9 protein-coding genes are annotated in these 8,722 nt (G+C 63.1%); 4 read left to right on the top strand and 5 right to left on the bottom strand.

What is annotated here, in order from left to right:
- The first annotated feature begins 231 nt into the window (after positions 1 to 231).
- Positions 232 to 1,359: a peptidylprolyl isomerase gene (locus NW851_RS04080; RefSeq protein WP_414335282.1), complete on the top strand. Its 1,128-nt coding sequence runs from the start codon at positions 232 to 234 to the stop codon at positions 1,357 to 1,359.
- Here NW851_RS04080 and NW851_RS04075 read toward each other — a convergent pair.
- From NW851_RS04075 to NW851_RS04065, 3 genes are read right to left on the bottom strand one after another with little or no spacing between them, the layout of a single operon-like run.
- On the bottom strand, positions 1,356 to 2,348 hold the full coding sequence (locus NW851_RS04075; RefSeq protein WP_414337118.1) for a succinate dehydrogenase/fumarate reductase iron-sulfur subunit: 993 nt from the start codon (positions 2,346 to 2,348) through the stop codon (positions 1,356 to 1,358). The genes NW851_RS04080 and NW851_RS04075 overlap by 4 nt on opposite strands.
- A gap of 55 nt (positions 2,349 to 2,403) precedes the next feature.
- Complete coding sequence (locus NW851_RS04070) at positions 2,404 to 3,174, bottom strand: MlaE family lipid ABC transporter permease subunit (RefSeq protein WP_414337122.1); 771 nt, start codon at positions 3,172 to 3,174, stop codon at positions 2,404 to 2,406.
- A 16-nt stretch (positions 3,175 to 3,190) separates the two neighbouring features.
- Entirely contained in the window at positions 3,191 to 3,817 is a 627-nt protein-coding gene (locus tag NW851_RS04065; protein WP_414337117.1) for a GerMN domain-containing protein, read from the bottom strand.
- A 176-nt stretch (positions 3,818 to 3,993) separates the two neighbouring features.
- On the opposite strand from NW851_RS04065, the gene atpD reads away from it, so the two are divergent.
- Positions 3,994 to 5,427, top strand: coding sequence for a F0F1 ATP synthase subunit beta (atpD, locus tag NW851_RS04060; protein ID WP_414335276.1), 1,434 nt, complete (start codon positions 3,994 to 3,996; stop codon positions 5,425 to 5,427).
- 50 nt (positions 5,428 to 5,477) lie between these two features.
- Here the strand turns inward: atpD and rppA are convergent, their stop codons facing one another.
- Complete coding sequence (gene rppA / locus NW851_RS04055) at positions 5,478 to 6,191, bottom strand: two-component system response regulator RppA (protein WP_414337116.1); 714 nt, start codon at positions 6,189 to 6,191, stop codon at positions 5,478 to 5,480.
- A 3-nt stretch (positions 6,192 to 6,194) separates the two neighbouring features.
- On the bottom strand, positions 6,195 to 7,127 hold the full coding sequence (gene rsmI / locus NW851_RS04050; RefSeq protein WP_414337115.1) for a 16S rRNA (cytidine(1402)-2'-O)-methyltransferase: 933 nt from the start codon (positions 7,125 to 7,127) through the stop codon (positions 6,195 to 6,197).
- Between the two features lie 99 nt (positions 7,128 to 7,226).
- Here rsmI and NW851_RS04045 point away from each other — a divergent pair, with 99 nt between their 5' ends.
- Positions 7,227 to 7,691, top strand: a complete 465-nt coding sequence (locus tag NW851_RS04045) for an Rrf2 family transcriptional regulator (RefSeq protein ID WP_414335270.1) — start codon at positions 7,227 to 7,229, stop codon at positions 7,689 to 7,691.
- Positions 7,691 to 8,719: an adenosylcobinamide-phosphate synthase CbiB gene (gene cbiB / locus NW851_RS04040; RefSeq protein WP_414335268.1), complete on the top strand. Its 1,029-nt coding sequence runs from the start codon at positions 7,691 to 7,693 to the stop codon at positions 8,717 to 8,719. Before NW851_RS04045 ends, cbiB begins: the two co-directional genes overlap by 1 nt.
- The last annotated feature ends 3 nt before the right edge of the window (positions 8,720 to 8,722 follow it).

Below are 8,722 nucleotides of genomic sequence, written 5' to 3'. Positions count from 1 at the left end.
CCGACCTGCGGCGGCATCACCAACTCCAACGGAGTGGTGGTGGTCAATGTGGGGGGATCTGGCACTGCCGGGGCCATCCGCTTTGAGGCCGTCGTTCCCAGGTAGGAGGGGGATGCAGCCGGTTCCTGGCCGTTTGACCTTTGCATTCTCTTCTCTTGCAGCAACGCTTGCCGCCAGCAACGGTAGAATGCCAGGCTGAGAGCAAAAGCAGTGTCGGCAACAGGTGAGGATATGGCGCAGCGTGCCCAGCAGGGATCCGCAGTTGGCAGCAATCGGTGGGAGTGGGGGAGAAAATCGCTCCGGCTTGTCTTAGCTGCTGTGTTGCTGTGGGCGGTTTGGCTGGGTGGGATCCCGGCCCTGGCACTGCCGCAAGGGGATGCCATTACGGATCCGCGTACTCTCTTGCGGCGGGCGCTGCCCATCCAGGACAGCCGGATCTGGGAAATCGATGAGGCCATCACCAAAATTGAGAGCGACCTGAAGTACAACCGCTGGTCGGCGGTGCGGGGAGATGTGCGCCAGGTGGAGCGGCTTCTGGATCGCTACACGGATCCCCTCTTGGCGGAGTTGCCCCCTGAGCAGGCTGCCGCCGCCGCTGGAGAAGTTGCCGCTCTACGCCAGGAGTTGCAAACCATCGGCCAGGCCACGGAGCGCAAATCCAAGGGCAAAGAAGAGGCCCGCGCCGCCTACGACCGCCTCATAGACGAGCTGGGATCCCTGGAAAACCACTGGGTGGGGGCTTTTCCCTACGCGATCCCTGCCGAATATGCCGACAAGCCGCAGCTCCTGGGCCGGGCGGAAGTGGAGCTGAACACCACCGCCGGGCGCATGGTGATCACGCTGGATGGGTATAGCGCCCCCCTCACCGCCGGCAACTTTGCCGATTTGGTGCAGCGGGGCTTCTACGACGGCCTGACCTTTGACCGGGTGGAGAACTTCTTCCTGGTGCAAGCGGGGGATCCCCCAGGCCCTGCCGACGGCTATGTGGATCCGGCCACCGGCAAGGTTCGCACCATCCCGATGGAGATCCGGGTCAAAGGCGAGGTGGTGCCCCGCTACGGCCAGACCTTCGATCAACTGGGCCTGTGGGATGTAGAGCCAGCCCTGCCCTTTGCTGCTGAGGGGACGGTGGCCATGGCCCGCTATCCCGATGATCCCAACAGCGCCTCTTCTCAGTTCTTCATCTTCATGGCCGAGCCGGATCTCACCCCTGCCGGCCTCAACCTCATGGATGGCCGCTATGCCGTATTCGGTTATGTTACCGAGGGCACCGAGGTGCTGCGCAAGATCAAGCTAGGGGACCAGATCCTGAGCGCCCGGCTGATCTCAGGCCAGGAAAATCTCAAAAATGGGGCTTAGGGATCCGCGGCGCCACCGTTCGTTTCCTGTCTGACCGCATCGATCAGCCGCCGCACCGTCGCCGTCCCTGAGGAGGGCTTGAAGCGCAAGGGAAATTTGCCCCTGGCCAGCAGGCGCAGCCCCAAAGGCACCAAGCTGAGCAGCCCCTCCCGCCCCACCACCTGCAGGCCGAAGCGGCGCTCATCCACCCAACCACCGGAGCGCACCAGTTGCACCAGGGTCTTGCGGTGGCGGATGGCTATGTCCTGGGCACGAGAACGGTTGCCCGACAAAACAGGAGTCTGGTCTCGGGAGAGGATCCCTTGCTTGAGCTCGGTGATTTGATCCAGGGGCGCTACACCCATCGGGCAGACACTGTTGCAGTTCCAGCAGCGGGTACAGCCCCAGACGCCGGCCAAGCTATCTTGAGCTTGCAGGCGTTGTTCCCGTCGGCTGTCGCGGCTGTCTTGGACAAGGCGGTTGGCTTTGGCCAAAGCATGAGGGCCGACAAACTCCGGGTTCACCTCTTTGGCGTTGCAGTCGGAATAGCAGGCCCCGCAGAGAATACAGCCACCGGCAGCGTTGAGATGCTCCCGTTCGGCAGGCAACTGTAAAAATTCCCGCTCCGGGATGCGGCGCCCCGCCGTGCTGACAAAGGGATCCACCCGGCTGAGATCGTTCCAGAAGGGCTGCATATCCACCACCAGATCCCGCAGGACGGGCAGGTTGCCCAAAGGGCCGATGCGAATGGGCTGAGGGCTGCGGGGATCCAGCTCTTCGCCCACCTGTCGGCCACAGGCCAAAGCAGCCCTGCCGTTGATGCGCATGGCACAACTGCCACAGATGGTGTTGCGGCAGTTTTTGCGGAAGGCCAAGCTGCCATCCTGCTCCCACTTGATCCGGTTGAGGCAATCGAGAATGGTAGCGCCAGGGGATGTCTCCAGCCAGAAAGACTGCCAGCGGGGTGGCTCCGGCGGCAACTGTCGCAAAATCTGAAATTCCACTCGCATGGATCCGGAGAATGGGCAGGGGATCCCATCTTAGCGGCAGCGTGGGCAGGCGCGACTACAGCGCGCGGCTGAGGGCGCTACCCGGCCCCTGAAACAACAGCCAAGAGATCAGAAAGTTGGTAACAAACACGCCCAGCAGCGCCGTGACGACAGCATCGGTGGTGGAGCGCCCCACCCCCTTGGCGCCGCCGCTGGTGGAAAGGCCCCAGTTGGAGCCGATAATGGCGATCAGAGCCCCGAACACCATCGCCTTCAAACAACAGACGAGCAAGTCCCAAGGGGCCAGGAGATTCTGAGCCGAGGTTAGAAACACCGCGGAAGGAATGTTGTAGACCGAAGCGCAGATGATCATCCCTCCCACTAAGCCGGTTAGCAAGGAGAGGATGGTGAGCACCGGCAGCATCAGCCCTGAAGCCACCACCCGCGGGATCACCAGGTAATCCACCGGATCGGTGCGCAACAACAGCAGAGCGTCGATCTGCTCAGTGACTTTCATGGTGCCCAGCTCGGCGGCAAAGGCGGATCCCACCCGTCCGGCCAGGATCACCGCCGTCACCACCGGCGTCAGCTCGCGGGCCAGGGCAATGGCCAAAACCCCGCCGATGAGGGAAGAGGCCCCGAAATTGATGAACTCGCGTGCCAACTGAATGGTGAAAACGCCGCTGATCACCACCGCCGTGATCAAAACAATCAGCAGCGACTCCAGCCCCACTGTCGCCAGTTGCTCCAGGGTGTTGCGCCGATGAATACGGCCTTGCAGCAGGTGCAAGATCACCTGACCGGCCAGGAGAAAACTGCTGCCCACCCGCTGCAACCAGTTCATGATCTTTGTCTCAAGGGTTTCAAGAGGCTGATACGGCTGACGGCTCCGCCTCAGGTTCTGCCGGCAGCTGGAAGCTGGGCACAAACGAGGCCCGCGTCAAGGGTTGGTCGATAATTAGCCCTTCCCCCCCCAACACCTCGAGGGCGCGCCCCTCGACGGAGATCCACACCCGCGCGCCGGGGTTCTGGCTGGTGGCCGTGTAGAGCACCTGCGCAATCCGGCTCATCATCGCCGTGGATCCCCCCCCTTGCGTGAATTCAGAAGAGAAATTGAGGAAAATATCGTTGCCTTCCACCCGCACATCCAGCAGCCGCGTCTGGGAGGGGATAGCGGTGGCAAGGTGGGGATCCCGGGGGCCGGCAATCAGCTCTTCCAAGGCCAGACGAATGGCCTCTTGGGTGTCAAAAGCGCGCAGGGAGCGCTCCTGCTGCACGTAGTAGATGGAATTGTCAGCACTGGTCAGCCAGTACAAAGAAAGGGTTTGCCGCGGCCCGATGCTGTACCACCAAGCTCCCCCCATCACCCCCAACCCCAGCAAAAAGCCGAGGATCCCCAGTTGCAGAGCCGGGCCGCGCCGGGGGCGAGGACGCCGTCCTCCCAAGCGGACGGAGCCAAGCTGTGCAGTACGCCCTCCGTAGTGATCCATCGCTGCCATTCCCCTGTCTTGCCTAGCTCTAGGGTAGCGAAGAAAAGCCTACTCTGTCGCAGAACAAGCGCAGCAGCAACTGGATCCCTTTATTTGTATGATGATTAATGACTTATCAACATCAACCCGGCTTTGCTGAGTCGATAGCTGCGCACACAAGGAGCTGAGCCTCAACTATGGTTACTGCCACCGCTACTGCCACCAATGTTGGCTACATTACACAGGTCATTGGCCCTGTGATCGACGCCGAGTTTCCCAGCGGCAAGCTGCCCGAAATTTACAATGCCCTCAAGGTGGAGGGCACAACCGAAAGTGGCCTGAAGATCAACATCACCTTCGAGGTGCAGCAGCTTCTGGGAGACAACCGCGTGCGGGCGGTGGCCATGTCCTCTACCGATGGCTTGGTACGGGGCATGCCAGTGGTGGATACGGGCGCTCCGATTACCGTACCGGTTGGGCAGCCCACCCTAGGTCGTATTTTTAATGTGCTGGGAGAGCCGGTTGACCAAGGGGAGCCCGTTCAAGCTCAAGAATTTGCCCCCATCCACCGCAGCGCGCCGGAGTTTGTCAATTTGACGATTAAGCCAGAGCCCTTTGAAACGGGCATTAAGGTGATCGACCTGCTGGCCCCCTTCAAAAAGGGCGGCAAGGTGGGCCTGTTTGGCGGCGCCGGCGTAGGCAAGACGGTGCTCATCCAAGAGCTGATCCACAACATCGCCGAGGAGCACTCCGGCCTATCGGTGTTTGCCGGCGTGGGAGAGCGCACCCGCGAGGGGAACGACCTCTACAACGAGATGAAAGAATCGGGGGTGCTGGACAAGGTGGCGCTGGTGTACGGCCAGATGAACGAGCCGCCGGGCGCCCGTATGCGGGTGGGCCTGACCGCCCTGACGATGGCGGAGTACTTCCGCGACGTCAACAAGCAGGATGTGCTGCTGTTTATCGACAACATCTTCCGCTTTGTGCAGGCCGGGTCGGAAGTGTCGGCGCTGTTGGGCCGCATGCCCTCGGCAGTGGGGTATCAGCCTACCCTGGCCACCGAAATGGGCAACCTGCAAGAGCGCATCACCTCTACCAAGCAGGGATCCATCACTTCGGTGCAGGCGGTGTATGTGCCTGCTGACGACTTGACGGATCCGGCACCGGCGACGACGTTTGCCCACCTGGATTCGACAGTGGTGCTGTCGCGCAGCTTGGCCGCCAAGGGCATCTACCCGGCGGTGGATCCTCTGGATTCTTCCTCCACGATTCTGCAAGCCGACATTGTGGGCGAGGAGCACTACAACACCGCTCGGGCGGTGAAGCAAACGCTGCAGCGCTACAAAGAGTTGCAGGATATCATCGCCATTCTGGGGTTGGACGAGCTGTCGGAAGAGGACAAGCTGGTGGTGGCCCGCGCCCGCCGTATCGAGCGCTTCCTGTCGCAGCCCTTCTTTGTGGCGGAGGTCTTCACCGGCTCGCCCGGCAAGTACGTGAAGTTGGAGGACACCATCAAGGGCTTCCAGCGCATTTTGTCGGGAGAACTGGACGATCTGCCGGAGCAGGCTTTTTACCTGGTGGGCACCATCGAGGAGGCCATCGAGAAGGCGGAGAAACTCAAGTCTAAGTAATGCCCTCACCCCCAGCCCCTCTCCTTCTGGGAGAGGGGAGTTGATGACTGCTAGGGATCCTCGGCCACAGGCCCGAAGCGGTAGCCTTTGCCATAGACAGCGTGGATCAACTCGGGGGAGCCGGGCAAGCGCAGGCGACGCCGCAACAGGCGCACCTGGGCGGCCAGGACGTTGCTGCTGGGGGGATCCTCGCCGGCCCACACCCGCTCGTAGATCTGCTCGTGGGTGAGCAACTGGCCAGGGTGGGCCATGAAGTACTCCAGCAGGCGGAATTCCTTTTGGGAGAGGTGGATCATCCGCCCCTGGCGGTAGGCCACTTGGTTCTCCCGATCCAGCTCCAGATCCCCAATTTGCAGGCGAGGGATCCCTTCGCCGGGGCTGGCGGCCCGCCGCAAGAGGGCCCGCACCCGCGCCAGCAGCTCCCGCAGCTCGAAGGGCTTGACCAGGTAGTCGTCGGCGCCGGCGTCCAGCCCTTCCACCCGGTCGTCGAGGGTATCTTTGGCGGTTAGGAAGAGAATGGGGGTGGCGCGGGACGCAGTTTTTTCCACTTGGCGCACCTGTTGGCAGAGGGAGAGGCCGGACAGGCCCGGCAACATCCAGTCCAGTACCAGTAGGTCGTAGGGTGGAGCTGGGGGCTTCTGCAGCAGCTCCCAGGCGCTGTTTCCCTCGTAGGCCACGTCCACGCTGTGGCCCTCTCGCCGCAGGTGCTGGGCCAGGGAATCGGCCAACTCCACTTCGTCGTCCACCAACAAGATGCGCGCCATGCTCTAGGAGTCTGTCTCGTCGTCGGTTGCAGAAGAAAGCTCGACTGCCGAGGAGCAATCCGAGCCGGGAGGCGGCTCCAGTTGCAAAGAGAGATCATAAAGGCGGCGCCGCGTCCAGAGGTGGGATCCCTGGAAGCGCTGGGCCAGTTGCCGGCTGGCGGCGGAGCGGGAGAGGCCCTCGGCCAGCAGGCGGGCCAGCTCCTGGCGAACTTCCGCTTCGGAAGGGGAGGTTTCTTCGTCTTTTTGGGAGGCAGGCCGCCCCTCTAGAACAAGGGTGAACTCTCCCCGCGGCGGCTGGGCGGTGCAATGCTCGAGAGCGGCGGCCAGGGATCCCCGCCAGAAGGACTCGTGCAGCTTAGTCAGCTCACGGGCCAGCACGATCTGCCGCTCCGGGCCGCAGTGAGCCAGGAGATCTTGCAGAGTTTGCTGCAGGCGGTGGGGGGCTTCGTAGAGGACGATGGTGCGCTCTTCTTGGGCCAGTTGTTGCAGACGGGCCTGCCGCTGGCTGGCCTTGAGCGGCAAAAAACCCTCGAAGACAAACCGCCCTGTGGCCAGCCCAGAAGCAGCCAAGGCGGCCACTGCCGCTACCGGGCCAGGCACCGGGATCACGGGGATCCCGGCTTGGATGCAGGCGCGCACCAGTTCTTCACCCGGATCGGAGATGGCGGGTGTGCCGGCATCGCTGATTAGAGCCACCGACTGGCCCGCCGACAGATACTTGAGGAGCTGTGGGATGCGCTGGGCCGCGTTGTGCTCGTGATAGCTGATGAGGCGGGCGGAGATCTGAAAGTGTTTAAGAAGCTGGCCGGAGTGGCGGGTGTCTTCTGCTGCCACCCAGTCCACCTCCCGCAAAACCCGCAGCGCCCGCAGGGTAATGTCTTCGCGGTTGCCGATAGGGGTGGCCACCAAGTAGAGGCCGACGGTGGGGCGCTCCATCCCGACGAGGCCAGAGCTGAGCGGGTACTGCTTTCTAGGTTAACCCCTCTAGCCGGGATCCCTGTGGCAGGATCGGGAGAGACTGGCGGGAGAGAGCAGGTGCGGCTGACCACGCGAGCTACTTACAGCATCCGGGCTTTGCTGGATCTGGCGATGCTCGGCGCGGGGCAGATGGCCTCGGTGCGGGCCATTGCTGAGCGACAGCAGATCCCGGCCCCCTATCTGGAAAAGCTGTTGATCGAGCTGCGCCAGGCCGGTTTGGTCTGTTCGCAGCGGGGGGCGCAGGGGGGCTACCGGCTGGCACGGGCACCGCGGCGGATCCCGATCAGCGCCATTTTGGCAGCGGTGGGAGAATCTCTGGATCCGCTTGTGGAGAGTTCCAAAGCTTCAGCCGTGCCTCAGGCAGGCTCGACGGAGCGGCTGGACTGGGTGACAGCGGCTCTCTGGGAGCGGATCGCCCGACGGGCGCAGCAGGTGCTGGAGGAAACCACTCTGGAGGATCTGTATTTTGATGCCCGCAGTTGGCAGGCGGCTCAGGATCAGGAGAGTGGATTTGTGGTCTGATGGGCAGGATGGAGCGCTTGCCCTTTTTCCCGACTCAGCCGGCTGCTGCGCTGGTGCTGGCGGCAGCGCTGGGTCTGGATTACTGGTTGGCGGATCCCTGGGGGTGGCCCCATCCGGTGCGGGTGATGGGGGCAGTCATCGCCTGGGGGCAAGGCTGTATCCTCAAGCACTGTTCGACCCCACAGGCACAACGGTGGGGCGGGGCGGTGCTGACGCTGGCGCTGCTGGCGGGATCCTACGCGGCAGGCTGGGGGCTGATCGCCGTTGCCCAGGCTCTCCACCCCTGGGCAGGGATCCTGATGCACGCCATCCTGATGGCCAGTTGCCTGGGGGGGCGCAGCCTGCGCTTTGCCGCCTTGGAGGTGTTGGATCCCTTGGAAAAGGGGGATCTGCTGCAGGCCCGCCAACGGCTGAGCCGCTACGTGGGCCGGGATACAGAGCACCTGACGGAGGCGGAGATTTTGCGGGCGGTGATCGAGACGGTGGCGGAAAATACCCCGGACGGGGCGACGGCCCCTTTGTTCTATGCCTTTTTGGGAGGGGCGCCCCTGGCTTTGGCCTACAAGGCCAGCAGCACGCTTGATTCGATGGTGGGCTATCGCCATGCCCCCTTTACCTACCTGGGCACGGTGCCGGCCCGCTGTGAGGATGTGTTGACCTGGCTGCCCTGCCGGCTGACGGTGTTGACCCTGGCCCTGTTCAGCGGGGATCCCTGGGGGTTTTGGCAGCGGTGTCGCCGCGACGGGCGGGCGGATCCCAGCCCCAATTCGGGGTGGAGCGAGGCGGCCTTTGCCTGGCGGCTGCAGATCCAGTTGGGAGGCACCAATTGCTATCGCGGGATCCCGAAGGAGAAGCCCAAGGTGGGGATCCCAGCCCGTCCCTTGAGCCCCCAGGTGGTGCGGGAAAGTCTGGGGCTGCTGCGGCAGGTTCTGGGGGTGTGGGGAAGTTGGATGGTGGGCGTAGCTCTAGTTCTCAGCTTGGGAGAGGGGCTGGGGGCCACTTCGGTATCGATTATTTGGTGGTATTGAGAA

Source organism: Synechococcus sp. H55.7, assembly GCF_047462395.1.
Classification (GTDB): Bacteria; Cyanobacteriota; Cyanobacteriia; order Thermostichales; family Thermostichaceae; genus Thermostichus.
The sequence above is the reverse complement of the archived record's forward strand: the minus strand, read 5'-3'. Positions and strand labels throughout refer to the sequence as shown.